Below are 25,486 nucleotides of genomic sequence, written 5' to 3' on the forward strand. Positions count from 1 at the left end.
TAATCTCAACTTTGGAGTCCGCAATGACCGTAATGAAAAATCTCGCCGCAGCCGCTGCCGTCTCCTTCGCGCTCGCCGCCCACGCCGCGCCGGCCGATGCGCTGCCGACCACCGGCACGCTGGTGGTGGTGCCGGCCTTCGGCGAAGTCAAACACGCCAACGATCAAGTCATTGCCACCCTGGCGGTCGAAGAGCAGGACAAGGATAAGGCCGCCGCCGCCTCGCGCGTCAACCAGAAGATGAAGCAGGGCCTCGACATCGTCAAGGCGGCCGATCCGCAAGCCAAGCTTAAAACACAGGGCTACTACACCTATCCCGTGTATCCGGAAGACCGTCCGCTGCCAAACGGCCAGATGCCGAAGCAGCGCGTGCCGACCGCGTGGCGCGTGGGCCAGTACCTGGAAGTGACCACCACCAGCCTCGACAAGCTGCCGAAAACCGTCGCCGCCGCCCAGAAGGTACTGACCCTGAACGGCCTGCAGTTCGGCCTGACGCCGGAAACGACCAAAAAACTGGACGACGAGCGCATCGCCGCCACCTATAAAAACCTGAACGAGCGCATCAACTCGATCGCCAACGCCATGGGCCGCAAGGTCGGCGACGCCGTGCTCGACACTGTCGACTTCGAAGGCTCGGGCAATTATGCGCAGGAACGCGCCTCAGCGCCGGCGCCGATGATGATGCGCGCCAAGATGGCTGACAGCGTCGACGTCGCCGAACCGAGTTTCGAGCCGGGCGAAACCACCTTGCAGATGCATCTCGTCGGCAAAGTGCGCTTCAAATAAGCAAAGTTGTGCAGAATAGGGGGATGGGGCGCCATCCCCCTTTTTTATTGTCGGCTCCTCTATAATGATGGCGCAGCAAGACCACATAATGAGAATGGAACCCTATGCCGAATTTTCCCCGCCGCCGCGCTAAAAACGTCGCCGCCCAAGCCAAACTGCCCAAGACGTCGCGCTTCAGCCGTTTTGCGCGCCGCGCCAGGGGCGAGGGCCTCGACAAGCCGCGTCACCGGGGGATTTACCTGCTGCCGAACGCCTTCACCACCGCCGCGCTGTTCTGCGGCTTCTACGCCATCGTCATGGCGATGAACCAGAAGTTCGAACATTCGGCCTGGGCGATTTTCATCGCCATGGTGCTCGACGGCCTGGACGGCCGCGTGGCGCGCCTGACCAACACCCAGAGCGAATTCGGCGCCCAGTACGACAGCCTGTCGGACATGGTGTCCTTCGGCGCCGCGCCGGCGCTGGTGATCTACGAATGGTCGCTGCGCGGCCTCGGCAAGCTGGGCTGGATCGCCGCCTTCGTCTACTGCGCCGGCGCCGCCTTGCGCCTGGCGCGTTTCAACACCAATATCGAGGTGGTCGACAAGCGCTTCTTCCAGGGGCTGCCGTCGCCGTCGGCCGCGGGGCTGGTGGCCGGCTTCATCCTGCTGATGGTCGACCAGGAGGTCTCCGGCCTGGAGCTGGACTGGATCTCGTGGGGCGTTGCCCTCTTCGCCGGCCTGTCGATGGTGACCAATGTGCCGTTCTACAGCTTCAAGGACGTCAACTTCCGCAAGTCGGTGCCGTTCATCGCCGTGTTCCTGATCGCGCTGGTGTTTGCGCTGGTGTCGATCGACCCGCCGAAGGTGCTGTTCCCGATCTTTATCGCGTATGGCCTGTCCGGCTACGCGGTGCTGGTGTGGCGGCTTGCGAAGGGCAAGCCGGTGAGCCTGATCCAGACCGAGATCGACAGCGACGATCCGAGCGAGCGTCGCTAACCGGGACTTCAACACACGGGCGGTAGGCCCTGGGCATTTTCAAGCAACGCAGCCACAGCAACGGAGCTACTATGAACAACTCATCCAACCGCCTGATCATCTTCGACACCACCCTGCGCGACGGCGAGCAATCGCCCGGCGCCTCGATGACCAGGGACGAAAAGGTCCGCATCGCCAAGCAGCTCGAACGCCTGCGGGTGGATGTCATCGAAGCCGGCTTCGCCGCCGCCTCGCAGGGCGACTTCGAATCCATCAAGGCGATCGCCTCGGTGGTGCGCGAATCGACCATCTGCTCGCTCTCGCGCGCCAACGACCGCGATATCGCCCGCGCCGCCGAGGCGCTGGCGCCGGCCGAACGCAAACGCATCCACACCTTTATCGCCACCTCCAATCTGCATATGGAGATGAAGCTGCGCATGCTGCCCGACCAGGTGCTGGAGCAGGCCAGGAACGCGGTGCGCTTCGCCCGCCAGCACACCGACGATATCGAATTCAGCCCGGAGGACGGCAGCCGCTCGGACGAGGACTTCCTGTGCCGCGTGCTGGAGGGCGTGATCGCAGAAGGCGCGACGACGATCAACTTCCCCGACACCGTCGGCTACGCGGTGCCGGAGATCTTCGGCGAGACCATTCGCCGCCTGCGCGAGCGCATCCCCAACTCGGACAAGGCGGTGTGGTCGGTCCACTGCCACAACGACCTGGGACTGGCGGTGGCCAATTCGCTGGCCGGCGTGATGATCGGCGGCGCGCGCCAGATCGAATGCACCATCAACGGCCTCGGTGAGCGCGCCGGCAACACCGCGCTGGAGGAGGTGGTGATGGCGCTGCGCACGCGCGGCGGCTACTACAACCTGGAATGCGGCATCGACACCACGCAGATCGTGGCGGCGTCGAAGATGGTGTCGCAGATCACCGGCTTCGCGGTGCAGCCCAACAAGGCCGTGGTGGGCGCCAACGCCTTCGCGCACGCCTCCGGCATCCACCAGGACGGCATGCTCAAGTCGCGCGAGACCTACGAGATCATGCGCGCCGAGGATGTCGGCTGGGCCGCCACCAAGATCGTGCTGGGCAAGCTGTCCGGCCGCAACGCCTTCAAGCAGCGCTTGCAGGAGCTGGGCATCGACCTGGAATCGGAAACGGAGGTCAACGCCGCCTTCATCCGCTTCAAGGAACTGGCCGACCGCAAATCCGACATCTTCGACGAGGATATTTTGGCGCTGGTCTCGGACGAGCAGCAGTCGCAGGAACGCGAGTTCTATCGGTTTTCGTCGCTGTCGCAGCAATCGAACACCGGCCAGACGCCGAGCGCCAGGGTGGTGTTCTTCATCGACGGCGAAGAGCACACCTCCGAAGGCAAGGGCGACGGCCCGGTGGACGCCACCGTCAACGCCATCGAATCGGAGGTCGGCAGCGGCGCCGAGCTGGTGCTGTTCTCGGTCAACGCCATCAGCACCGGCACCCAGTCGCAGGGCGAGGTGACGATGCGACTGTCGAAGGAGGGGCGCATCGTCAACGGCGTCGGCGCCGATCCGGACATCATCGTCGCGTCGGCCAAGGCCTACCTGTCGGCACTGAACAAACTGCACTCGAAGATCGAGCGTGTCAACCCGCAACCATGAGGTTTTGAGTGGCAAAAGATTTTGAAAAGCGTTTTGACATCGTTGCGCTGGGCGAGGCCATGGTGGAGTTCAACCAGGCCACACCAGGCGAAGCAAACTACCGCCAGGGCTTTGGCGGCGACACGTCGAACGCGGTGATCGCCGCCAGCCGGCAAGGCGCGCGCACCGCGTATCTGACACGCGTCGGTGAAGATGCATTTGGCGGGATGCTGCTCGACTTGTGGCGTGCCGAGGGTGTCGATATCAGCGCCGTCTCACGCGACGCCGATGCGCCCACCGGCCTGTATTTCGTCACCCACGGTCCCGATGGCCACGCGTTCAGCTATCTGCGCGCCGGCTCGGCGGCCAGCCGCATGCAGGCGCGCACGATGGATTTGAGCCTGATCGAATCGGCGCGCTGGCTGCATGTGTCGGGCATCTCGCAGGCGATATCGGCCGGCGCCTGCGACACGGTGTTCGCCGCGATCGACATTGCGCGCCGCGCGGGTGTAAAAGTGAGCTTCGATCCGAATCTGCGTCTGTCGCTGTGGCCTTTGGCGCGTGCGCGCGCCGTCATGGGCGCGACCATCGGCATGACCGATCTGTTCATGCCCAGCCTGGACGAGGCGGTAGCGCTGGCCGGCACCGACGATGTGGAGACGATGTTCGCGTGGTGCCGCGCGCAGGGTGCGCGGTCGGTGGTGTTGAAGACGGGCCCGAAGGGCGCGTGGTATGCGGAAGAGGGCGAAGCGCCGCGATTGGCCGAAGGCTATCCGGTACGGGCCGTGGATGCGACGGGAGCGGGGGATTGTTTCGATGGCAGCCTGCTGGCGCGCCTGGCGGCGGGGGATGCGCTGGGCGACGCGGTAAGGTACGCCAACGTTAGCGCCGCGCTTTCGACGCAGGGACATGGCGCCGTGGCGCCGATACCGAGCGCCGCGCAAGTGCGCGCGGCGCTGGCATAAAATGCCGGCCAGCGGCAATGCCGCCTGGCCGGGCTGTTCACAAAACCAAGCTCCATTCTGGAGACACGTAGGGCGGATTAGGCGAACGCCGTAATCCGCCATGCATGCGCCATCGGCGGCTCATGGCGGATTACGCTACGCTAATCCGCCCTACTTAAAAGCGCACCTTGAGGTAGGCCGCCGGTCCGTTCAAACGAATATTCACCGCCAGATCGTCGCGTTCGCGGCGCAGGCTGATCTTCGATGCGCTGTACTCGGCCACCACGCCCACCATCGGCGTCACATACCATTCCACGCCGACGGCGCCGCCATAAATATGGCCCTGGATATTGCCGCTATTCTTCTTGATCCCGTTGGCATCCGCATACATGCGCACCTGCGGCGAGAACTGATGGCGCCAGCCCAGTTCCACCAGCGGCGCATAAGCGCTTTCATTCTCCGAATAGCGCGCATTGCCGCTAATGCCGTTCAACACCCCATTCGCGGTGCCATCGATGCGCGCGCGATAGTAGGCCGCGCCCACGCCCACGCCAAACACGTCCGCGCCGCTGCCCAGCCACCACTTATATGCGACATTGGCCAGGTCCAGCTTCAGCTTGGCGTTAAGCTTGCCGTTGCCCGTCAGCGGCAACCCGTTGATGTTGGTGCTGCCGGTCAGGCCGGGGTTGTACTCTTTATCGTAGCGGTAGTAATCGAAGTCGAAACCGTGCGAATCGCCGATCAGCACGCTCGCTTTAGCGCGCGGCAAGGTCACGTTATCGGATTTGTAGGTGCCGGTGTCGATGCGGCCATAGTTGGTGTCGCCTTCGACCTTGATGCGCGGTTCGGTGTAGAAGGCGCCGACGGACAGGCTGGCGCGGTCCAGCGCCGGTGATGGTTCCGCCCAGGCCATCGCGGTGGCTGTGCTCAGCGCGATAAGCGTGGCTGCATAGATTGCGTGGCGTGCGGAAGGCGTACGTAAAGACATGAATTCTCCGAAGTGGGTTGCGTTTTGATATGGAGAAATCATAGCAACCGCGAGAAACATTTCACGTCGGCGCACTTCTTTGGTGCGCGTGGGACTGCTCCTACCAAGCGGGTTAGCGCAGCCAGCGCGGTTCGCGTTCCTCGTCGGGCCCGTTGACGAGGGCCTGCACCACGCCGTTGCGGTCGAACTGCACGTCCATCAGCGAGTTCCACACATCGCTTTCCTTATAGCGGTATTGCCAGACGTCGCCGTCGACGCTGTAGTAGCGCACCTGCTTGGAAGGGCGGCCGAGGATGCCCAGCACGCTGTCCTTGGTGTCGCGGCCGATTTTGATGGTGCCGAACTTGGCGTTGGTCAGCACCTGCTCGTACGAGACCAGCCGATCGTCCGGGCCGATGCGCGCCATCCAGGTGTACTGGCCCAACGGCCCCATGGCGTATTCGAGCATCGTGTCGGGTCCGTTTTTATAGATGCCGGTGGGCCGGCCCAGCTTGGATTGAACCACTTGGGTGCTGTCGCCCGGCGCCGGCGGCGGGCCGAACATCGTGGCGCAGCCGGTCAGGACGCCGCAAAAAGTTGCCATAACGAACAGTGTTTTCATGTCGCAGCTCCAAATAGAGGAGGGAAGATGACAAATTGTAGCCAAGCCGGGATACACGCGGCGCTTTTTCCGCTATACTTTCGGGTCTGGTCTTCGGACCGGTTTTTTTTGAAGTTCACGGTGTGCAGGGTTCAGACTCCGCGCACCGCATGTTAAAGGTAAATATCATGACCGTAGAAAACATCAACAAAGCCGCGATCATCGCGGACAACGCCCGTGGTCAAAAAGACACCGGCTCGCCAGAAGTGCAAGTTGCACTGCTGACCGCACGCATCAACGAACTGAACGGCCACTTCAAGGCCCACAGCAAGGATCACCACTCCCGTCGTGGTCTGATTATGATGGTTAACCGTCGTAAGAGCCTGCTGTCGTACCTGAAGGGCAAAGATGCAACCCGTTATCGCGATCTGATCGCTAAACTGGGCCTGCGTAAGTAATATTTGCGTCATCCGGCTTAATCGAAATGCCTGCGCCAGTTTGTCTGTCGCGGGCATTTTGTCATTTTCGCGGGTGAAAACTTGCTAGGCGGAACTTGGTCTTGGCAGTGCAGCATGGAATTCCTGTTTTTTTAGCAAGTGTAGCAAAGACGGCGGGTATGCCGTCTGTGGTGAGGTGAACGACAGCCCCTGAAAATCTGTCGGCAAATAGAAAGGGATTACCCATGTTTAACAAAGTTACGAAAACCTTCCAGTACGGCCAACACACCGTGACCCTGGAAACCGGCGAAATCGCTCGCCAGGCATCCGGCGCGGTGATGGTGTCGATCGAAGACACCGTCGTGCTGGCAACGGTTGTGGCACGCAAAGATGCCAAGCCAGGTCAGGATTTCTTCCCGCTGACCGTCGATTACGTCGAAAAAACCTACGCTGCCGGTAAAATCCCGGGCGGTTTCTTCAAGCGCGAAGGCCGTCCTTCGGAAAAAGAAACGCTGACGTCCCGTCTGATCGACCGTCCTATCCGTCCGCTGTTCCCTGAAGGCTACCTGAACGAAGTGCAAGTCATCATTCACGTGCTGTCGGTCAATCCTGAGATCGACCCGGACATCGCCGCCATGATCGGCGCATCGGCCGCCCTGTGCGTGTCGGGCGTGCCATTCAACGGCCCGGTCGGCGCCGCGCGCGTCGGCTACGCCAACGGCCAGTACATCCTGAACCCGACCGTCGAACAGCTGAAGACCTCGCAGATGGACCTGGTTGTCGCCGGTACCGAAACGGCCGTGCTGATGGTCGAATCGGAAGCCCAGCAGCTGTCCGAAGAAATCATGCTCGGCGCCGTCGTCTTCGGCCACACCGAAATGAAAGCGGTCATCGACGCGATCCACGAGCTGGTGCGCGACGGCGGCAAGCCGGAAGTCGAATGGGTTCCGCCAGCGAAAAACGAAGCCCTGATCGGCCGCGTGACGCATTTCGCCGCCAGCAAGATCAACGAAGCCTACCAGACCAAAGACAAGCAAGAGCGCACCGCCAAGCTCAAGGCCGCCACCAGCGAAGTGCTGGCCGACCTGTCCGCTGAAGCGGCCGCCGCCGGCGCCGCGCCGATCGATTCGGCCGAAGTGAACAACATCCTGTTCGACATCGAAGCGAAAATCGTCCGCACCCAGATCCTGGACGGCGAGCCACGCATCGACGGCCGCGACACCCGCACCGTGCGTCCGATCTCGATCCGCACCTCGGTGCTGCCGCGCACCCACGGCTCGGCCCTGTTCACCCGCGGTGAAACGCAGGCGCTGGTCGTCGCCACCCTGGGCACCGCCCGCGACAGCCAGAAAATCGACGCGCTGATGGGCGAGTTCACCGACTCGTTCATGCTGCACTACAACATGCCACCGTTCGCCACCGGCGAAACCGGCCGCGTCGGTACGCCGAAGCGCCGCGAGATCGGTCACGGCCGTCTGGCCAAGCGCGCGCTGATCGCCGCGCTGCCTGCACCGGAAGAGTTCAGCTACTCCGTGCGCCTGGTGTCGGAAATCACCGAATCGAACGGTTCGTCGTCGATGGCTTCGGTCTGCGGCGGCTGCCTGGCGCTGATGGACGCCGGCGTTCCAATGAAAGAGCACGTCGCCGGTATCGCGATGGGCTTGATCAAGGAAGGCGGCAAGTTCGCCGTGCTGTCGGACATCCTGGGCGATGAAGATCACCTGGGCGACATGGACTTCAAGGTCGCCGGCACCCGCAACGGTATCACCGCGCTGCAGATGGACATCAAGATCATGGGCATCACCAAGGAAATCATGCAAGTGGCACTGGCGCAAGCCAAGGAAGGCCGCGAGCACATCCTGGGCGAAATGCAAAAAGCCATGCCGCACGTGAAAACGGAACTGTCCGATTTCGCGCCGCGCCTGATCACCATCAAGATCAATCCTGAGAAGATCCGTGACGTCATCGGCAAGGGCGGCGCCGTCATCCGCGCGCTGACCGAAGAGACCGGCACGCAGATCGACATCAGCGACGAAGGCGTGGTCACCATCGCCTCCGTCGACGCCGCCGCCGGCCAGGAAGCCAAGCGTCGCATCGAAGAGCTGACCGCCTCGGTCGAAGTGGGCAAGACCTACGACGGCGTGGTGTTGAAGCTGCTGGACTTCGGCGCGATCGTCCAGGTCATGCCAGGTAAAGATGGTCTGCTGCACATCTCGCAAATCGCCAACGAGCGCGTCAACGCCGTTGCCGATTACCTGAAAGAAGGCCAGGCAGTGCGCGTCAAGGTTCTGGAAACCGACGACCGCGGCCGCCTGAAGCTGTCGATGAAAGCAGCCGCTGAAGAAGCGGCCGCCGCAGCAAACTAATCCACGACTAGTCCGCTAAAACCGCGCCCTGTGCTTGCACACGGCGCGGTTTTTTTTCGTCTTGAACTTTTGATCATGGCGCCGGTCCAACTCCAGGTGTGCGGTTGGAGGAGGTGGCATGAGCACGCTTTACGACGAAGATGTTATCGCTTGGGCCGATCAGCAGGCGGGGTTGCTGCGCTCGGGGCAGTGGGGGCGACTGGATATCGACAACATCGCCGCGGAGATCGAGGATGTGGGCAAGAGCGAAAAACGCGCGTTTTGCCATCGCATGGCGGTGCTGGTCGAGCATCTGATCAAGTGCCGCTATCAGCCGGACCGATGTGGCTCCAGCTGGATTAGAACGATCCGTGAGCAACGGGCGCAGGTGCGGAAGTTACTGCGCCACACCCCCGGTCTACGCAAACTGATGACGGATCCGGACTTTGCGGAAGACGTCTGGCGCGATGCGGTGATTCTCGCCGTCAAGGAGGCCGCATTGGACGATTTGCCGGAGTTTAGCCCGTGGACACTGGACGAGGCATTGCAGGAGGATTAGCAATGGGTACGCTGTATGACGATGATGTGGTTGCCTGGGCCGAGCAGCAGGCCGCACTGATACGCACGCGCCAGTGGTCGCTGGTTGACGTCGACAACATCGCCGAGGAGATCGAGGATGTGGGCAAGAGCGACAAGCGCGCGTTGCGCAATCATATGGTGGTCTTGCTGGCGCATTTGTTGAAATGGGCCTATCAACCCGTCCGGCGCGGAGGAAGTTGGACTCGAACGATCGGCATGCAACGCTCAGCCATCGAAGATGCGCTTGAAGATAGTCCAAGCCTTCGAGGGTTGCTCGAGAACCCCGCCTGGCTGGCAACGACTTACCAGCGCGCTGTCCGGGGTGCTGAACATGAAGCAGGGCTAAAGAATCTGCCCGCTGAGCTACCTTGGAAGCTCGGCGAGGTGATGGACTTTGACTTCTTTCCGCCGCCAGCGGCGTCGACCGCTGAATCGGGCCACAAGGGGCGATCATGAGCATCCGCTACGAAGACGACGTTGCCGCCTGGGCTGAGCGACAGGTGGCGCTGCTGCGGGCGCACCGCTGGGACCTGCTCGACGTCGAGGGTATCGCCGAGGAGATCGAGGATATGAACATCAGCCACCGGCATCAACTGGCCCATCGCATGACAAAGCTATTGGGACATTTGCTCAAGTGGCGGTATCAGCCGGCCCGACGCGGCGCCAGCTGGGAATGCACCATCCGCAATCAGCGCGACCGGATTGCCAAGCTACTTCATCGCATGCCAAGCCTCAGGCGCTTGTTTGGTAGCGAAGAGTGGCTGGTCGAAGTGTGGGAGGACGCGCTTGAACTTGCCGTCCACGAGGCGCATCTGGAAATCGCCGATTTACCGGCCGCGATGCCCTGGAGCGTTGAGCAGGTGTTGTCGCAAGATTATCTGCCCGAGACGAACTAATGGCTGACTGATCGGGAGTTTAAAAATGAGCAATTGATATGAGGACAACGTCATCGCATGGGCTGAGCAGCAAGCCTCGCTTCTTCGCGCCGGTCTATGGTGCGAGTTGGCCGCCATAGGCCTGCGAAGGCCTGGCCGGATCGCCGAATGCTTCATTTTGGAATCAGCCAGCCACTGTCGGTTCGCTCGCGGTTCCGGTATCATTCGGCATGAATAAGATTTCTTCCCATCCTTTTGTCATTGGTGTCGCCGGCGGAAGCGGCAGTGGCAAGTCAACAGTATCCCAGCAAGTGCTCGCGTCGTTCGGCGCCGAGATGGTCTCGGTTGTCATGCAGGACGACTACTACTGCGACCAATCCCATCTCACACCAGAAGTCCGCCGCCAGCAGAACTATGATCATCCTCAGGCCTTCGACTGGCCTTTGCTGGTGCAGCACGTCAAAGCCTTGCGTAATGGCGAAGCGATCGAGATGCCCGAGTATGACTTCACGCAGGACAATCGCTCCAACCGGACCATTCCAGTCAAACCGGCCCCGGTCATCGTTGTCGAGGGCCTGTTCGCCTTGTATGACGCGGACTTGCGCAAAATGATGTCGCTGAAGATTTTTGTCGACACCGCCTCCGACGTGCGCTTCATCCGCCGCCTGCAAAGGGATATCAACGAACGCGGCCGCTCGGTCGAAAGCGTCGTCGGCCAGTATCTGGAGACTGTGCGCCCAATGCACAAGCAATTCATCGAGCCAACCAAACGTCACGCCGATGTCATTATTCCGCATGGCGCAAACGGTCCCGCCATCGATGTGATCACCACCAAGGTGGCCAGCGTCATCGGCCAGCTGAAGCGGTCCTGAGTCGAACAGAGCAGCAAGCCTCGCTTCTTCGCGCCGGTCGATGGTCCCAACTGGATATCGACAACATCGGCGCCCGAACAGCGGCGCGTCACGAATTACTTGCCGTCGTATGTCACACGGAAAATGCGTCCGCCGAAGTCATCAGATACCAGCATCGAACCGTCGGCCAGGGTGACCACATCGACCGGGCGCGCCACCACTTGCTCTCCGCGCAAGAAGCCATCAATGAACGCCGTATCGCTGACAACCTTGCTGTCATATAAGGTAATCAAGCGCACGCTGTAACCGCTTTTGGTGGTGCGGTTCCACGAGCCGTGCTCGGCGATATAGACGTTGTTGCGGTAGGCCTCCGGGAATTGCTTGCCAGTGTAGAACGTCAAGCCCAGCGGCGCCACGTGCGGCCCCAGCTTGGCGACCGGCTCGACAAATTCCTCGCAGCTGCGGCCCTTGGCGAAAGCCGGGTCCGGCACCACGCCGCCGTGGCAGTACGGGAAACCGAAATGCAGGCCGGCCTTGGGCGCGATGTTGAGCTCGCATGATGGCGTGTTGTCGCCCATCTCGTCGCGGCCGTTATCGGTGAACCACAGCGCCTTGGTCGTGGGATGGAAAGCGAAGCCGACCGTATTGCGGATGCCGCGCGCATACTCCTCCAGCCCGCTGCCGTCGGCGTTCATGCGGTAGATCTTGGCGTGCTTGGTGTCGTCGGTATCGCAAATGTTGCAGGGCGCGCCCACTGGAATATACAGCTTGCCATCCGGACCGGCCTTGATGACCTTTTCGCCATGCCATTTGTCGTTCGGCAGATCGACCTTGACCACTTCGTACGACGGCTTTTGCGCGTAGCGCTTGTCGATGTTGTCGAAGCGGATCACGCGGCTGATCTCGCCGACGTACAGCGCGCCGTTGAGCAGGGTGACGCCGATCGGATTTTCAAGCCCGGAGGCGATGGTGACCACCTCTGCGCTCTGCTTGTCGCCGCGCGGCACTAGCGCATACACCTTGCCGGCCTTGCGGGAGCCGACATAAACGATGCCGCTGTCGGACACGGCCATGCTGCGCGCCGCGTCGACCTGGCTGGCGTAGACGCTGATGCTGAAACCTTTAGGCAGCTTGAAGCCGCTCAGGTCGATGCCGTCGGGGGCGGGGGGGGCCTTGGCGGCAGCCGCAGGCGCGGCGGCAGCCAAAGTGGTCGCGGCGGCTGCAAGGATCGGTTTATTGGCGCTGGCGGCGATATAGTCTGCCAACAGCGCGATCTGCGGCGCACTCAGCGCGGGCGACCAGGCCGGCATATTCTTTTCCGGAACGCCCTTGCTGATCACCTTGATCAGGTTGGCTTTGGTCGGCTCGCCGTGCAGCCAGGTGTGCTTGCCCAGGGTCGGACCGATGCCGCCCTCCATCTTGACGCCATGGCAGGCGGCGCAATTGGCCTGATATAGTTTTTCAGCGGCCACAGACGGTGCCGCGGCGTAAGAAGCGAAAGAGGTGAAGGCTAGAGTGATAGCGGCGGCGGGAAATGCGATCTTTTTCATAGTTATCCCAGGGTCAACGAAGCCGTATTGTGCCATTTATTGCGTGTTGAACGTCATCGGAGTCATCAATTCTGCCCTGACAATGGCAACGCTATCGTCGGCGCTTAAGCTTAGTTAGCATCAAACCGTTCGGGTGAATTCCGCACTATCGTCGAATGAATCGTTTGTAAATCCTCGTCAGGTGGGGTATTTTTATTATGATTCGTTCCTTCGCGAGTAGGGACACGGAAAAGCTGTTTACGAGGCGAACTGTGCTGCGCCTGCGCCACATCGAGAAGGTGGCGCGACGAAAACTGTTGATGATTGACGCCGCGACGACCTTGAACGAGCTAGGCTCCGTACCTGGTAATCGACTTGAAACTCTAGCCGGCAGGCGGCTTGGCCAACACAGCATTCGGATCAACGATCAGTGGCGTATTTGCTTTCGATGGCGTAATGGCGATGTCTACGATCTTGAGATCGTCGACTATCATTAGGAGCAGGTAATGGATACCAGAGCAGAGGAAATTCACCCTGGCGAAATTTTAAGCGAGGAGTTTATGCGACCTCTCGGTCTGACAGAGATAGCGTTGGCATCGGAGCTGGACATGCCCGTTGCCCAACTCAACGCTCTAATCTCCGGGACAAGTCCTGTCACCGAGCGCGTGGCCAATAGTCTGGCCACGTATTTCAAAGTATCCGCCCGATTTTGGTTGAATCTTCAGGCCGATTACGACGCCCGGGTCGCAAAAGACTCGCTACAGCTGGATTAGCGCAATTTCAGCGTCGGGCCACGAGACGGCGCGGCGTCCAACTTGAACACGCTGACCAACTGCGCCAGATGACCAGACTGGCCTTGCAAGGCATCGGCCGCAGCGGCCGCCTGTTCCACCAGCGCCGCGTTTTGCTGCGTCACCCCGTCCATCTCGACGATGGCCTGGTTGATCTGCTCGATGCCGGCTTCCTGCTCGCCGCTGGCGGTGGCGATCTGTCCCATGATGTCGCTCACGCGTTGCACGCTGGCGACAATTTCGGTCATCGTGTCGCCGGCCTGTCCCACCAGCTTGGCGCCGTCGTCGATCTTGCCGACCGAGTCGCCGATCAGCTGCTTGATGTCCTTGGCGGCGCTGGCCGAACGCTGCGCCAGGTTGCGCACTTCCGACGCCACCACCGCGAAGCCACGGCCTTGCTCGCCGGCGCGGGCCGCTTCCACTGCCGCGTTCAGCGCCAGAATGTTGGTCTGGAAAGCGATGCCGTCGATCACCCCGATGATGTCGACGATGCGGCGCGACGAGGCGCTGATCGAATCCATCGTCGTTACGACCTCGGCCACCACGCCGCCGCCGCGCACCGCCACCGAGGCGGCGCTGGCCGCCAGCTGGTTGGCCTGGCGCGCGTAGTCGGTGTTTTGCTTGACGGTCGAGGTCAGCTCTTCCATGGACGAGGCGGTCTCCTCCAGCGAGCCGGCCTGCTGCTCGGTGCGGGTCGACAAGTCCATATTGCCGCTGGCGATCTCGTTCGACGCGGTGGCGACGGCGTCGGTGGTATTGCGCACTTCGCCGACAATGGCGGCCAGCCGGTCGCGCATCGCGGCAATGCTGAACAGCAGGCTGGAGCGGTCGTTGGCGCGCAGCGCCACATCCACGGTCAAATCGCCGGCGGCGATGCGGTCGGTGATGCCGGCAGCGTAATCGGGCTCGCCGCCGAGCTGGGTCAGCAGCGAGCGCGTGATCAGCCAGCCCAGCAGGAGCGCCACGGCGATCGAGGCCAGGGACAGGGTCAGGATGGTGATGACGGCCGCTTCGCTGCGCCGCTGTATGCCGTTGCCGATCTCATCGATGGAGGCTTTCTGGCGCTCGGCGAGCGCCTCGATGCTGCCCACGTACGCATCGCCGGAGGGCACGAATTTTTGCGCGATGATGGCGTTGGCCTGCTCGATGTCGCCCTGCGCCTTGGCGTCGAACGCCGCCTTGCGGTGGCCCTGGTAGATCGCGCGGTTTTCCAGCGCTTTGGCGAACAACTCTTTGGCGCGCGCATCGATCAGCAGCTTGCCGATTTGCTCCTGCGCGCCGCCCACCCGCTGGGACGCGCGGGCGATGCCGTCTTCGAAGAACTTTTGCGTCTCCGGGTCACTGGTCTTGGCGGCGGCCTGCGCGCGCTGCACGTTCGCTTCGATGATGCCTTTCCATTCCGTGACCAAGCGCTCGGTCTGGAGCTGTTGCTCGAGCAGGTTGGTGGTGTCGGCGGCGATGCTGCGGATGGTCAGTTCACTGGCCACGGAGATCGTCAGCAACAGCAATAAGGCGGCGCCGAAGCCCACCGCCAGCCGCTTGCCGACCTTCATCTTGGAAAAAATCATTTGTGCTTCCTTACATTAAAGCAGGTCCTTGCGACCAATTTACAACAGGTCCAACATTTTATTATTGACAACACCTGTTTCTTAGACGTAATTTTACACGTTATTTGTGCGGGACGTACCTACGTAGTTTCACGTGCGCTCGCGTAGCAGCGTGGTGGAGGCAGGAGGGAGGGGAAATGGCGGAAGGCAGTAGGAGTCGAACTTACAGGAGAGCGTCTGACGCCCCCCACCGGGTTTGAAGCCCGGCCCCATCACCGGATGAGATTGCCTTCCGTGGTGCGTTATCGGCGCTGTCGTCGTTATTGCGCGCTGAACGACCAAGCCGCGTTGGGCCTGATCAGGTGGACGTTGCCGACGCGCCGAGTATAGCCGACACGATCGAAGAACTCCAAGATTTGAATCGCGCGCTTGCGTCCCAGCCCGGTGGCGTCGCGGAACGACGAGGCTTGCACTTCAGGCAAGGTCGCCACCAACTCCGCCAGCTCGGCCAGCGGTGCCGGATGGTAGAACAGATCCGGCACCAGCTGGCTGATTTCGCCGGTCTTCGACAGTTTAAGCAGCAGACGCCGCACCTCGGCTTCCGGCAACCCGTGCTGGCGCTCCAGATCGCGCACCCATGGCGGATCGAAGCGGCCCGCGTGCAAGGACACCAGCAGCGGTTGGACCAGCGTCTGTTCGGCCTCGCTCAGTTCCACGCTGTGGCTGGGCAGATGCAGGCTGCGGCCGCGCTGCCTGATTTGCCCGGCGCCGGTCAGCGCCTCGACCAGGCGGCTCCACAGCCGGTCCTCCATCTCCGGCGCGACGATGCGCTTGAGGCGCCACAGCTCCGGTCCCGCCTCGTCGGGCGCACGCGCGTGGAATTCGGACAGGCCGGCGAGGATGCGCGCCTCGAGCGCCGCCACTTCGGCCGCCGCGATCAGCAGCGCGTCGCCGCCGGACAGCGCCACTTCGACGGTTCCCGGCGGCGCCACGATCTCGCTCACCGGCAGTTGCGACAGCCGCACCAGCATCGACATGCGCAGACCCAGGGGGCTACGCGCCAGCAGGGCGCCGATGCCGCCAGCGCCGCGGTCTTGATCGTGATCCCGATCCTGATCCTGATCCCGATCGTGATTGCGATCGATGAAATCGGCCAGCGCCCGCAGCCAGTCCAGCCGCGCCGCGCTGCGCCGCTTGCGCGCCGGTCCGAAGGGATCGAGCACCACGCCGCCGCCGATGGTGGCGGTGGCCTGGGCGTTGCGGACCACAAAGCGATCGCCCGGCACCGCGTGCACCGGCGCGTCGAGCACCAGCTGCGCGCGGCCTGTGCCGCCCGGCGCCAGCGTCTCGCCGTCCAGCGGCACGATGTTGGCCACATGGTGCGCCGCGCCCAAATGCAGATGCAGCGGCGACCATGGCTTCAGGGTGACGCCGCTATCCGGCGTCAACGTCAGTTCGACGTCGATGCGCTCGGAGCACGCCGCGAGGTCCGGCGCGACGATCCAGCTGCCGCGCGCTATCTCGTCCTTCGATACGCCGCTCAGGTTGAGCGCCAGGCGTTGGCCGGCGCGGCCGATGTCGGCGGCGCGGTTTTGCGCGTGGATGCTGCGCACCCGCATCTGCCGCTCGCCCGGCGCCAGTTGCAGCGTGTCGCCCACGCGCACGCTGCCCGCCAGCGCGGTGCCGGTGACGATGGTGCCCTGGCCGGACAAGGTGAACACGCGGTCGACGCCGAGGCGGAACAGGCGGCGTTCATCGCCGGCCGGCAGCGCCGTCGCCAGCGTCGCCAGATGCGCCAGCAGCGCCTTCACGCCGGCGTCGCCTGCGCTGGTGGCGTTGGTGCGGAAGATTTGCGCACCGGCGAAATCGGTGTTCGCCAGCAGCGCCTCGATGTCGGCTTCAACGCGCGCCAGTTGCTGCGCGTCGGCGCGATCGATCTTGGTCAATGCCACCGCGCCCCGCCGCACGCCAAGCAACCGCAAAATGGCCAGATGCTCCAGCGTCTGCGGCATGATGCCGTCGTCGGCGGCGATCACCAGCAGCGCGGCGTCGATGCCGGTGACGCCGGCCGCCATCGTGCGGATGAATTTTTCGTGACCGGGGACGTCGATGACGCCGAGGATGTCGCCATTGGCCAGCGGCGCGTAGGCGTATCCCAGCTCAATGGAAATGCCGCGCGCCTTTTCTTCCTTCAGGCGGTCGGTGTCGACGCCCGTCAGCGCGCGCGTGAGCGTGGTTTTCCCATGGTCGATGTGACCTGCCGTGCCGACGATCATGCGGGCGTGTGCCTCAACAGAGGCAGTTGTTCTGTAAAGCGCTGCTGCTGGTGGTGGTCCAGGCAGCGCAGGTCGAGCCACAACGCGTCCTGCGAGACGCGGCCGATCACCGGCAGCGGCAGCGCGCGGAGGCGCTGTTCGAGCACGCCCAGCGCGTTGCCGGTGCGGACCGTCGGCGCGGCGCGCACCACCAGGCCGTGGCTGTGCAACTGATCGACGGGCAGGGCGCCGCTGCCGATCTGGCTCATCATCGCTTCCGCGCTCACCGTGTAGCCCGCGCCCAGCGCGTCCTGCAGCAGCGGCAGGATGGACTGCGCCTGTTCGCGCATGGCGGCGGCGGGACGCGTCAGCAGCTTCAGGGTGGTCAGGCGCTCCGGCAGCAGGTCCGGCGCGCGGTACAAGGCCAGCACCGGCTCCAGCGCGGCCAACGTCAGTTTGCCGACGCGCAGCGCGCGCTTGAGCGGATTCTTTTTGATCTGCGCGATCAGGTCCGCGCGGCCGACGATGATGCCGCACTGCGGACCGCCCAGCAGCTTGTCGCCGCTGAACGTCACCAGGTCGGCGCCGCCGGCGATGGTTTCGCGCACCGTGGTCTCGTGCGGCAGGCCGTATTGTTCGAGATCCACCAGGGTGCCGCTGCCCAGGTCCACGGCGGTCGGGATATTGTGCTTGCGCGCCAGTGGCGCCAGTTCCGGCAGTTCCACGCTTTTGGTGAAGCCGGTGATCGCGTAGTTACTGCAATGGACCTTCATCATCAGCGCGGTCTGGGGGCCGGCCGCTTCGGCGTAGTCCTTCAGGTGCGTGCGGTTGGTGCTGCCCACTTCGCGCAGCACCGCGCCGGCGCGCGTCATGATGTCGGGGATGCGGAAGGCGCCGCCGATTTCCACCAGCTCGCCGCGCGAGACGATCACCTCGCGGCCCTGCGCCAGGGTGTTCAGCATCAGCAGGACGGCGGCGGCGTTGTTATTGACGATGGTCGCCGCTTCGGCGCCGGTCAGTTCCAGCAGCAGTTCCTCGACCAGGTTGTCGCGGTCGCCGCGCTTGCCGGTGTCGATGTCCCATTCCAGGTTCATCGGCCAGCGCAGCGCCTCGGCCACGGCCTGCACGGCGCTGTCGGGCAGCAGCGCGCGTCCCAGATTGGTGTGCAGGACGGTGCCGGTCAGGTTGAAGACGGGACGCAGCGGCGAGCGGTTGGACTCGCGCAGGCGCGCCGCGAGCATCGTCAACAGCATGGGAATGGAGGTGTCGGTGGTGGCCGGCGCGTGGCCGGAACCATCGCGCGCCGCCAGCAGCAGGCCGCGCAACTCGGCCAGCAGCGCGCGCGCCGCCTCCGTCGTTTGCGCGCGGCCGTATTCGGCGACCAGCGCCTCGCAGCCGGCATCCGACAGGATCAGATGCACAGCCGGCAGGTGGATCGCGCCGGCAGGTTTCACCGGATTGGCTGGGCCGTTCATGCGGCGTTGAACCACAGCAGCGGGTTGCCGCTGGCGCGGGCGTAGCCGGCCTCGCCGACCAGCAGGTCCAGTGTCAGGCTGGCCAGATCGTCGGCCAGCGGTTCGACGTTGAAGTCGTGCTCCTGGTTGAAGATCTTGCGGTAGGTTTTGCAGTCCTCGCAGGTCTCGGCACGCGCCACCTTGCTTGGGTCGTTGGCCTTGTTGATCGGCGCGGAGTCGCTCGCCACCACGTCTGCCTTGTCCTCGGCCGTCTCCAGGCTTTGGTAGGCGATCTTGGAGGTGTGCTCGCAACATGAGCACTTGACCCGCACCATGTGCCATTCGCTGGCGCAGGCGCTGCAATGCAGGTAGCGGTAGCCTTGCGACTGCCCGCCGATGCGGATCACGCTGGCCACCGGGTGCGAGCCGCACACGGGGCACAAGGTGTTGGTCACCAGCGGCTGCACCGCAGGGGAGTCGAGCTGGCTCGCGCGCATCGCCCACACCACCTGCAGCGCGGCGGCGACAAACGGTGCGTGCAGCGGATCGACGCCTTCGGTCACTTCGGCCAACACAGCGTCGGCGCAGCCTTCCAGTTGGGCGGCATCGAGTTCGCGCAGCTGCGCCAGCACGCCGGCCATCTGCGGCTGCTCTTTCGCCAGCGGTTCGAGTCGATCGAGGATGGCTGTGAATACGGTGCGCCACGAGGCGGGACGGGTGCCGCTGACCGGCAGCGGCGGCATATTGTGTTCGAGCGACAGTGCTATCTCCGCAGCGTCGGGCAGTGCGAAAATCTCGGCCGGCAGCGACGCGGCGACGGCGGCCTGCGCGTCGACCAGCGCCGCCATCAGTTGCAGGTAGCCCTGCATCGATTCGGCGACGGGAATTCCGGTGATTTCATTGTTTGCCAGCTGGCGCAGACGGGCCGCGCGCGCGGTGAACAGGCTGCGTGCTTGCGGCAGCAGCAGGCGCGGTATGGCATTGTGATCGAGCGATTCGATTTCGCCCGGTTCAAGCAGACGTTGTACCAAAAGATGTCTCCCAGTTTGCCGGCGGCGCTTTTGATCTTGGCCGCCGGCTTGGGAACTATTTTAATCCCAAATTGATAAATCAATCGCGCGGCTTGTTTGTGCTCCGCGCGACTTCCTCGAACCAGCGCGGATGGTGCTTGCGCGCCCACCCGTAGGTGACCGTGCCGCGCACCATCGCGCCGATGGAACCCTTGATCCAGAAGCCTGCGTAGATGTGAACCACTATTGAGCAAATGATCACAAAAGCGCAGAACGCATGCAGCAACGCGGCAAAGCGCACCACGTCGATCGGGAAGTAGAACGCGAAGTACGCGCGCCAGATCACGATACCCGACAACAGCAGGCCAAGCATGCAAAGGATCAGCACATAGAACAGCACTTTCTGGCCGGCGTTGTAGCGGCCGACCCGAGGCAGCTTTTCTTCGCGGTTGCTCACCACGTCGCCGGCCTGCTTGAGCCACTGCGTGTCGCCTTTTTCAAAGCGGTTGTGGTGCCAGAAGCGCACCACCAGCAGCGCGAACGAGGCGAACATCAGTATCCCGAAGAAGGGATGCAGGATGCGCGTCCATTGGCCGCCGCCGAGGAACACCGCCATCCACGCCGTCGCCGGATGGAACATGGCCAGGCCGGACACCGTCAGCACGATAAAGCAGATGGCGGTGACCCAGTGGTTGCTGCGTTCATTCGGCGTGTAGCGTTCGATCAGCGGATTGCCGTCCTTGTCACGCAACGGTTTGTTTTCAGGTGTGCTCATTTCTGTTCTCCCTGATCCGGTTGGCCTCATGCAAAGCCTCGGCTTCCTCGTCCCTGCTGACCTCATTCGGACCGACGCGCGAATAGTGGAACCATCCCGCCAGCGCCGTCGCGGCGATGCCGGCCAGCGCGAGGGGCTTGGTCAAGCCCTTCCACAAACCGACCATCGGGCTGATGCTCGGATTCTGCTTCAGCCCATGGTACAACGGCGCCTTGTCGGCGTGGTGCAGCACGTACATCACGTGCGTGCCGCCGACACCGGCCGGATCATACAGGCCGGCGTTGGCGTAACCGCGCGACTTCAGGTCCTCGATGCGATCGGCCGCATGCACCTTCATGTCTTCCTTGGTACCGAAGACGATGGCGCCGGTCGGGCAGGTCTTGACGCAGGCCGGCTCCTGGCCGACGGCCACGCGGTCCGAGCACAAAGTGCACTTGTAGGCGCGGTCGTCCTTCTTGGAGATGCGGGGCACATCGAACGGGCACCCGGCGACGCAGTAGCCGCAGCCGATGCAGTTCTCCTGATGGAAATCCACAATGCCGTTGGTGTACTGGACGATGGCGCCCGGGGCCGGACAGGCCTTCAGGCAGCCCGGGTCCTCGCAGTGCATACAGCCGTCCTTGCGGATCAGCCATTCGAGGTTGCCGTCGTTACTCTCATACTCCGAGAAGCGCATCACGGTCCAGGATTGCGGCGTCAGGTCGAGCGGGTTGTCGTACACGCCGGTGGTTTCGCCGACGTCGTCGCGCAAGTCGTTCCATTCCATGCAGGCGGTCTGGCATGCCTTGCAGCCGATGCACTTCGAGACGTCGATCAGCTTGGCCACGGTGCCCGTGGCAGGCGTGCGCGCCACCGGCGTCTGCACCGTGGTGGCCGACATTCGTTTGATATCAAGTGATTGTAAAGCCATGTTTTATTCTCCTCGGGCCGTCATGCTTTTTCCACCTTCACCAGGAACGACTTGAATTCCGGTGTCTGTGAATTGCCGTCTCCAACCGTCGGCGTCAGGGTGTTAATCAGGTAGCCCGGTTTGGTGACTCCCTTGAACCCGAAGTGAATCGGCAGTCCGACCTGGTGGGTCTTCTTGCCGTCGATGGTCAATGCCTTGATACGCTTGGTCACCACGGCCTTCGCCACGATGTGTCCGCGCTTGGAACTGACTTTGACACGGTCGCCGTGCGTCACGCCGATCTCCTTGCCGAGGTCTTCGCCGATTTCGACGAATTGCTCCGGCTGGATGATCGCGTTCAGGCGCGCGTGCTTGGTCCAGTAGTGGAAGTGCTCCGTCAGACGGTAGCTGGTCGCCACGTGTGGATACTCGTTCGCCTTGCCCAGCTTCGCCCTGTCGCCCGGGAACATGCGGCCGGCCGGATTGCTGGTGGCGCGCGGGTTATTCGGGTGCATCGGGTTGTGGCCGATCGGCGTCTCGAATGGCTCGTAGTGCTCGGGGAACGGACCTTCGGCCATGGCGTCGCGCGAGTAGAAGCGCGCCACACCCTCGGCCAGCATGATGAAGGGACCCATGCCGTTTTCCGGCGGTTCGTCGGCCTTGAAGTCCGGTACGTCCGCGCCGGCCCAATTGGTGCCATTCCAGCCGATCAGCTTACGGGTCGGATCGAACGGTTTGCCCTTGGTGTCGCACGAGGCGCGGTTGTACAGCACGCGGCGGTTGGCCGGCCAGGCCCAGGCCCAGTTCAGCGTGTTGCCGATACCGGTCGGGTCGCTGTTGTCGCGGCGTCCCATCTGGTTGCCGGCGGCGGTCCAGGAACCGGCGAAGATCCAGCATCCGCAGGCGGTGCTGCCGTCGTCGCGCAGTTGCGCGAAGCCGGCCAGCTGCTCGTTCTTCTTCAGGATGACTTTCGTCGGGTCCTTCGGATCGGTGAGCTCCTTGAGCGCCTTGCCGTTGAACTCCATCGCGATTTCCTCCGGCTGCGGGCTCAGAGGCTGGGCGTAGTTCCACGTCAGGTTGACGATCGGGTCGGGGAATTTGCCGCCGTCGGTCTGGTACATCTTCCTGATGCGCATGAAGATGCCGGACATGATCTCCAGATCGCTCTTGGTCTGGCCGGGGCCTTCGGCGCCTTGCCAGTGCCACTGCAGCACCCGCGAGGAGCTCACCAGCGAGCCGCGTTCCTCGGCGAAGCAGGTGGTCGGCAGGCGGAACACCTCGGTCATGATCTTGGTGGGATCGACCTGGTGGAACTCGCCGAACGGACGCCAGAACTCCGCCGTTTCCACGGCCAGGGGGTCCATCACCACCAGGTACTTCAGCTTCGACAGCGACTCGGTGATCTTCTGCTTGTCCGGCGCCGACGCCAGGATGTTGAAGCCCTGGCAGATGTAGCCGTTCATTTTCCCCTGATGCATAAGCTCGAAGGCCTGCATCATGTCGTACGGCTTGTCGAGCTTCGGCAGGTAGTCGAACGCGTAGTTGTTTTCCTCGGTGGCGGCGTCGCCCCACCAGGCCTTCATGAATGAGACCAGGAACTTCTTGGCGTTGCTGTAGTAGCTAAGCTGGTTCGGACGCAAAGGCTTGAGCGCCCGCTTGGCCGTATAGGCTTCCCAATCCTGTTCCGCCTCGCCGGGCAGGGTCAGGTAACCGGGCAGCATATTGGTCAGCAGACCCAGGTCGGTCAGGCCCTGGATGTTGGAGTGGCCGCGCAGCGCGTTCATGCCGCCGCCGGCGATACCGATATTCCCCAGCAGGAGCTGCACCATCGCGCCGGTGCGCAGGGTTTGCGCGCCGGTCGAGTGCTGGGTCCAGCCCAGGGCGTACAGGATGGTCGCGGCGCGTCCGGGGACTGCCGTCGACGCCAGCATCTCGGCGACCTTGTGGAATTTCTCCGGCGGCACGCCGCAGGCTTTCTCCACCATCTCCGGGGTGTAGCGCGAGTAGTGCTTCTTCATCAGCTGGTACACGCAGCGCGGATGCTCGAGCGTCGGATCGATCTTGGCGTAGCCGTCGTCGCCCATCTCGTAGTTCCAGCTGCTCTTGTCCGCGTACTTGCCGGTCGCCTCGTCGTAGCCCGAATACAGGCCGTCGGTGAAGGAGAAGTCCTCGCGGACGATGAACGGCATGTCCGTGTAATTGCGGACGTACTCGTGCTGGATTTTGTCGTTCGTGAGCAGGTAATTAATGACCGCGCCCAGGAATACGATGTCCGAGCCGGTGCGGGTAGGGACGTAATAGTCGGCTACCGAAGCGGTTCGGGTAAAGCGCGGATCGACCACCACCAGCTTGGCGCCACGATGCGCCTTCGCTTCCGTGACCCATTTGAATCCGCAAGGGTGTGCTTCAGCGGCGTTTCCGCCCATGACCAGGATGACATCCGCGTTCTTGATGTCTACCCAGTGATTCGTCATCGCACCACGTCCAAATGTCGAGGCAAGACCTGCCACCGTCGGACCGTGTCATACACGTGCTTGATTGTCGAATGCCAGCATGCCCAGACTGCGCATGGTTTTATGGGTTAAGTAGCCTACTTCGTTGGAGCCGGCCGACGCGCACAGCATGCCGGTCGTGGTCCAGCGGTTGACGGTTTTGCCGTCGGCGCTCTTCTCGATGAAGTTGGCGTCGCGGTCTGCCTTCATCAACTTGGCGATGCGCGTGAGCGCGTCATCCCAGGCGATGGGGCTCCATTCCGTGGCGCCCGGGGCGCGGTATTCCGGCACCATCAAGCGATTCGGCGAGTGGATAAAGTCGATCAGGCTTGCGCCTTTTGGACACAGCGTGCCGCGGTTGACCGGGTGGTCGGCATCGCCTTCGATGTGGATGATTTTGGCGGTGGCGTTTTTGGCGCCGTCGCCCAAACCGTACATCAGGATTCCGCAGCCTACGGAGCAGTAGGGGCAGGTGTTGCGGGTTTCGGTGCTGCGCGCCAGCTTGTACTGCCGGACTTCGGCCAGGGCCGTTGCCGGCGCAAAGCCGAGGAGCGCGATGCTCGAACCCGCGATGGTTGCGCCAGTCACCCGAAGGAACTGTCGCCTGGACATCTGGTTCATGGAAAGCCTCTCAGTTGGAACAAAGACTTTCCGAGTGTAGCACCGGAAAAACATTTATGTTCGCACTGACACGGGTCAAATGTTGGGTTAACGCCAGTGCCGCACTTTTGATATAGCTCAAAGAATAATGTTTTAACGGCTTGTTGAAGGAAGATGATTAATTTGCTACGACATGCGTCGGATCGCGCCGTGCCGGCGTATCCGACTCACGTGTCAATAAGCTAACGCGGCTCAGACGCCGACAGTCGATGGCAGCAGCGCTTCGATCGCCGCCAGCGACGGCGGCGAGGCGCCGGCCGCCAGGCACGCCGCCGCGCCGGCGGCCACTGCGAAGCGCAGGTGCTCCAGCGGCACGCGTTCGGGGTGGTGCATCATGCTGTACGCGAGCGCCGCGATGCTGGCGTCACCCGCGCCGACCGAATCGATCACGGTGATGCGCGGCGCCGGCAGCGCCCATTCCTCGCCGCCGATGTGCAGCGAGGCGCCGTCGCCGCCCTTGGTGTACAGATAGGTCGCACCCGGATTCCAGCTGCGCAGCGTGGCGAACGCGGTCTCGATGTCGTCGCTGCGGAACAGGCCCGCCAGATCCTCCTCCGACACCTTGACCACGTCGGCCAGCTCCGTCATGCGGCGCAACGTGGCGTCATAGCGCTCGTCCATCAGCAGCCGGTAGTTCGGATCGAAGCTGATGCGCACGCCGTCCAGTTTGAGCTGTTCGGCCAGCGCCACCAGCTTGCCGGCCAAAGGCTGGCGCGCCAGGCTGATGCCGCCGAAGTGCACCCATTTGCAGTGCGCGCGCCAGCCTTCGGGCAGCAGCGAGGCGTCGAAGTGCAGGTCGGCGCTGTCGTCGCCGACGAAGAAGTAGGCCGGTGGATCGGTGCGGTGCACGATCGCCAGCAGCGGCGATTTCGCGTAGCGCTGCAGGAAGCGCATGTCGAGGTTGGCCGCGACGCTGGCGCCGTGCAGCGCGTCGCCGAAGACGTCGATGCTGATGGCGCCGGCGAACGCGGTCGGCACCTCCAGCTTCGCCATTGTGCGCGCCACGTTCCAGGTCGAACCGCCGACCTGGCTAAGCCAGCGCTGTGGATTCGGCTGGTCGCCGTCCTGCACGATCATGTCGGTCAGCGCTTCGCCCGCCGCGACAAACAAAGGGAAAGTCGCCAT

Annotated in this window: 22 protein-coding genes, 1 tRNA gene and 1 pseudogene; 12 read left to right on the forward strand and 12 right to left on the reverse strand. The window is 63.1% G+C overall.

Features of this window, described 5'->3' with window-relative positions; translation table 11 throughout:
- Nucleotides 1–23: 23 nt before the first annotated feature.
- The 4 genes from NHH73_10570 (at nt 24) to NHH73_10585 (ending at nt 4,325) form a co-directional block, all read left to right on the forward strand.
- Entirely contained in the window at nt 24–785 is a 762-nt protein-coding gene (locus NHH73_10570) for an SIMPL domain-containing protein (protein USX28692.1), read from the forward strand.
- Nucleotides 786–889: 104 nt separating this feature from the next.
- Complete coding sequence (gene pssA / locus NHH73_10575; protein USX28693.1) at nt 890–1,762, forward strand: CDP-diacylglycerol--serine O-phosphatidyltransferase; 873 nt, start codon at nt 890–892, stop codon at nt 1,760–1,762.
- Nucleotides 1,763–1,833: 71 nt separating this feature from the next.
- A complete protein-coding gene (locus NHH73_10580) occupies nt 1,834–3,381 on the forward strand; it encodes a 2-isopropylmalate synthase (GenBank protein ID USX28694.1) in 1,548 nt (515 codons plus the stop codon).
- Nucleotides 3,382–3,440: 59 nt separating this feature from the next.
- Complete coding sequence (locus tag NHH73_10585; protein ID USX29606.1) at nt 3,441–4,325, forward strand: sugar kinase; 885 nt, start codon at nt 3,441–3,443, stop codon at nt 4,323–4,325.
- 154 nt (nt 4,326–4,479) lie between these two features.
- Here the strand turns inward: NHH73_10585 and NHH73_10590 are convergent, their stop codons facing one another.
- Both NHH73_10590 and bamE read right to left on the reverse strand, forming a co-directional pair.
- Nucleotides 4,480–5,292, reverse strand: coding sequence for a hypothetical protein (locus NHH73_10590; protein ID USX28695.1), 813 nt, complete (start codon nt 5,290–5,292; stop codon nt 4,480–4,482).
- 112 nt (nt 5,293–5,404) lie between these two features.
- Nucleotides 5,405–5,893: an outer membrane protein assembly factor BamE gene (bamE, locus tag NHH73_10595; protein ID USX28696.1), complete on the reverse strand. Its 489-nt coding sequence runs from the start codon at nt 5,891–5,893 to the stop codon at nt 5,405–5,407.
- A 167-nt stretch (nt 5,894–6,060) separates the two neighbouring features.
- Here bamE and rpsO point away from each other — a divergent pair, with 167 nt between their 5' ends.
- The 6 genes from rpsO to udk all read left to right on the forward strand — a co-directional run bounded on the left by rpsO (nt 6,061) and on the right by udk (nt 10,980).
- Nucleotides 6,061–6,330 carry a 30S ribosomal protein S15 gene (rpsO, locus tag NHH73_10600; GenBank protein USX28697.1) on the forward strand — a complete coding sequence of 90 codons (270 nt, stop codon included), beginning with the start codon at nt 6,061–6,063 and terminating at the stop codon, nt 6,328–6,330.
- Between the two features lie 224 nt (nt 6,331–6,554).
- The gene (pnp, locus tag NHH73_10605) at nt 6,555–8,675 is read left to right on the forward strand and encodes a polyribonucleotide nucleotidyltransferase (GenBank protein ID USX28698.1); all 2,121 of its coding nucleotides are present in this window, start codon (nt 6,555–6,557) and stop codon (nt 8,673–8,675) included.
- A 118-nt stretch (nt 8,676–8,793) separates the two neighbouring features.
- The gene (locus NHH73_10610; GenBank protein ID USX28699.1) at nt 8,794–9,213 is read left to right on the forward strand and encodes a DUF29 domain-containing protein; all 420 of its coding nucleotides are present in this window, start codon (nt 8,794–8,796) and stop codon (nt 9,211–9,213) included.
- Between the two features lie 2 nt (nt 9,214–9,215).
- Complete coding sequence (locus tag NHH73_10615) at nt 9,216–9,689, forward strand: DUF29 domain-containing protein (protein USX28700.1); 474 nt, start codon at nt 9,216–9,218, stop codon at nt 9,687–9,689.
- Complete coding sequence (locus NHH73_10620) at nt 9,686–10,129, forward strand: DUF29 domain-containing protein (protein ID USX28701.1); 444 nt, start codon at nt 9,686–9,688, stop codon at nt 10,127–10,129. The genes NHH73_10615 and NHH73_10620 overlap by 4 nt, the downstream gene beginning before the upstream one ends.
- Nucleotides 10,130–10,338: 209 nt before the next feature.
- Nucleotides 10,339–10,980: a uridine kinase gene (gene udk, locus NHH73_10625; protein USX28702.1), complete on the forward strand. Its 642-nt coding sequence runs from the start codon at nt 10,339–10,341 to the stop codon at nt 10,978–10,980.
- A 95-nt stretch (nt 10,981–11,075) separates the two neighbouring features.
- On the opposite strand, the gene NHH73_10630 is transcribed toward udk, so the two are convergent.
- Nucleotides 11,076–12,431, reverse strand: coding sequence for a PQQ-dependent sugar dehydrogenase (locus NHH73_10630; GenBank protein ID USX28703.1), 1,356 nt, complete (start codon nt 12,429–12,431; stop codon nt 11,076–11,078).
- Between the two features lie 275 nt (nt 12,432–12,706).
- Between NHH73_10630 and NHH73_10635 the strand changes: the two genes are divergently transcribed.
- Both NHH73_10635 and NHH73_10640 read left to right on the forward strand, forming a co-directional pair.
- Nucleotides 12,707–12,985, forward strand: coding sequence for a type II toxin-antitoxin system RelE/ParE family toxin (locus NHH73_10635; GenBank protein ID USX28704.1), 279 nt, complete (start codon nt 12,707–12,709; stop codon nt 12,983–12,985).
- A 9-nt stretch (nt 12,986–12,994) separates the two neighbouring features.
- On the forward strand, nt 12,995–13,261 hold the full coding sequence (locus tag NHH73_10640; protein ID USX28705.1) for a HigA family addiction module antitoxin: 267 nt from the start codon (nt 12,995–12,997) through the stop codon (nt 13,259–13,261).
- 23 nt (nt 13,262–13,284) lie between these two features.
- Here NHH73_10640 and NHH73_10645 read toward each other — a convergent pair.
- From NHH73_10645 to NHH73_10685, 9 genes and pseudogenes are all read right to left on the reverse strand, one after another.
- Nucleotides 13,285–14,847: pseudogene (locus NHH73_10645) on the reverse strand (methyl-accepting chemotaxis protein).
- A gap of 177 nt (nt 14,848–15,024) precedes the next feature.
- Nucleotides 15,025–15,120 (reverse strand) — tRNA-Sec (locus tag NHH73_10650).
- Nucleotides 15,121–15,146: 26 nt separating this feature from the next.
- Nucleotides 15,147–17,102 carry a selenocysteine-specific translation elongation factor gene (gene selB, locus NHH73_10655; protein USX28706.1) on the reverse strand — a complete coding sequence of 652 codons (1,956 nt, stop codon included), beginning with the start codon at nt 17,100–17,102 and terminating at the stop codon, nt 15,147–15,149.
- Nucleotides 17,099–18,556, reverse strand: a complete 1,458-nt coding sequence (gene selA / locus NHH73_10660; protein ID USX28707.1) for an L-seryl-tRNA(Sec) selenium transferase — start codon at nt 18,554–18,556, stop codon at nt 17,099–17,101. Before selA ends, selB begins: the two co-directional genes overlap by 4 nt.
- On the reverse strand, nt 18,553–19,566 hold the full coding sequence (fdhE, locus tag NHH73_10665; protein ID USX28708.1) for a formate dehydrogenase accessory protein FdhE: 1,014 nt from the start codon (nt 19,564–19,566) through the stop codon (nt 18,553–18,555). Before fdhE ends, selA begins: the two co-directional genes overlap by 4 nt.
- A 79-nt stretch (nt 19,567–19,645) precedes the next feature.
- The gene (locus tag NHH73_10670; protein USX28709.1) at nt 19,646–20,320 is read right to left on the reverse strand and encodes a formate dehydrogenase subunit gamma; all 675 of its coding nucleotides are present in this window, start codon (nt 20,318–20,320) and stop codon (nt 19,646–19,648) included.
- Nucleotides 20,307–21,230 (reverse strand): formate dehydrogenase subunit beta, encoded by a 924-nt coding sequence (gene fdxH, locus NHH73_10675; protein ID USX28710.1) that lies wholly within the window; start codon nt 21,228–21,230, stop codon nt 20,307–20,309. Before fdxH ends, NHH73_10670 begins: the two co-directional genes overlap by 14 nt.
- Before the next feature lie 20 nt (nt 21,231–21,250).
- On the reverse strand, nt 21,251–24,322 hold the full coding sequence (fdnG, locus tag NHH73_10680) for a formate dehydrogenase-N subunit alpha (protein ID USX28711.1): 3,072 nt from the start codon (nt 24,320–24,322) through the stop codon (nt 21,251–21,253).
- A gap of 231 nt (nt 24,323–24,553) precedes the next feature.
- Nucleotides 24,554–25,486 (reverse strand): carbohydrate kinase, encoded by a 933-nt coding sequence (locus NHH73_10685; protein ID USX28712.1) that lies wholly within the window; start codon nt 25,484–25,486, stop codon nt 24,554–24,556.

It is taken from the genome of Oxalobacteraceae bacterium OTU3CINTB1, assembly GCA_024123955.1.
Lineage (GTDB): Bacteria > Pseudomonadota > Gammaproteobacteria > Burkholderiales > Burkholderiaceae_D > Rugamonas.